This window comes from Plantactinospora mayteni (assembly GCF_016862935.1).
Lineage (GTDB): Bacteria > Actinomycetota > Actinomycetes > Mycobacteriales > Micromonosporaceae > Plantactinospora > Plantactinospora mayteni.
Map to the genome: position 1 here is coordinate 1 of NZ_BONX01000109.1, position 1,306 is coordinate 1,306.

Consider the following 1,306-nt stretch of genomic DNA (forward strand, 5'->3'; position numbering starts at 1 on the left):
AGTCCCGCCGGGTGTCGGCCACCCGCGCGTGAGCGCGAGCGACGTTCTTGACGGCCTTCTTGCGGTTGGCCGAGCCCTTCTGCTTGCGGGAGAGAGCCTGTTGCAGCCGCTTGAGTTTGCGGGCGGCCCGACGCAGGAACTTCGGCGCGGCTACCTTCGTACCGTCCGACAGAACGGCGAAGTGGGTCAGGCCCAGGTCGATACCGACCTCGGAGGCGACCGGCGGCAGCGTCTCGTCCTCGGCCGTGGTCACCACGAATGAGGCGAAGTACCGGCCCGCCGCGTCGCGGATGATCGCCACGGACGACGGATCGGATGGCAGGCTTCGTGACCAGCGCACCTCCAGGTCGCCGATCTTCGGCAGGCGCAGGCGGCCGTTGTCGCAGACCTTGAATCGGGAGTTCTTCGTGAACCGGATCGCCTGCCGGTTGTCCTTGCGTGACCGGAACCTCGGCGGGGCGACCTTGCGGCCCTTGCGGTTGCCGGTGACCGAGGCGAAGAAGTTGCGGTACGCGGTGTTCAGGTCCGTCAGGGCCTGCTGCAACACCACCGCCGACACCTCGGAAAGCCATGCCCGAGCGGGCGTGGTCTTGGCCTCGGTGATGATCCGGCGCGACAACTCCCCGTCAGAGACGTACGGAAGTCCTTGCTCGCGAGCCTGCTGGCGCAACCGCAGCCCGTCGTTGAACACCACCCGTGCACACCCGAATGCCTTCGCCAGCTCGGTCTGCTGGCCGGGCGTCGGGTAGACGCGGAAGTGGTAACGGAGCCGCACGATCACGAGTGTACCATGTTGGTTTATGGCTGACCTCGAAGGCATTCGCACTGGTAGGCACTGTGTTTTCACAATGCACGCCCACTTGGTTTTCGTGACGAAGTTCCGGCACAAGGTGTTCGGCGACCGGCACCTGTCCCGGATGGAACAGATCATGCGGGACGTCTGCGCTGACTTCGAGGCCGAGCTGGTCGAGTTCAACGGCGAGAACAACCATGTCCATCTGCTGGTGAACTACCCGCCCAAGGTCGCCGTGGCCCGGCTGGTCAACAGCCTCAAGGGCGTCTCGTCGCGCCGCCTGCGGCAGGAGTTCCCCGACCTCGTACGGCACTACTACCGGGCGAACAAGCTGTGGTCGGGCTCATACTTCGCAGGCTCGGTGGGCGGAGCACCGCTGAGCGTTGTGAAGCAGTACATCAAGCAGCAGAACCGCCCGGTTTAAGGCACTGCTCCGGCCTTGGCGGCCCTCCCAGCGCGGGCCTTCACCCCCGCCCTAAAGGGCGGAGCACTGGCCCGCACTCCGGTAGCCGG

At 65.8% G+C, this 1,306-nt stretch carries 2 protein-coding genes; one reads left to right on the forward strand and one right to left on the reverse strand.

All coding sequences use genetic code 11. The annotated features are described in order from the left end of the window. The coding region (locus tag Pma05_RS42085; RefSeq protein ID WP_203863137.1) for an RNA-guided endonuclease InsQ/TnpB family protein at positions 1–775 on the reverse strand (775 nt) is incomplete at its 3' end. Positions 776–800: 25 nt separating this feature from the next. Between Pma05_RS42085 and tnpA the strand changes: the two genes are divergently transcribed. After that, complete coding sequence (gene tnpA / locus Pma05_RS42090; protein ID WP_203863138.1) at positions 801–1,217, forward strand: IS200/IS605 family transposase; 417 nt, start codon at positions 801–803, stop codon at positions 1,215–1,217. The last annotated feature ends 89 nt before the right edge of the window (positions 1,218–1,306 follow it).

Excerpts from the sequence above, each read along its gene's own strand:
- tnpA (WP_203863138.1), top strand. The coding sequence starts at position 801 with ATGGCTGACCTCGAAGGCATTCGCACTGGTAGGCACTGTGTTTTCACA.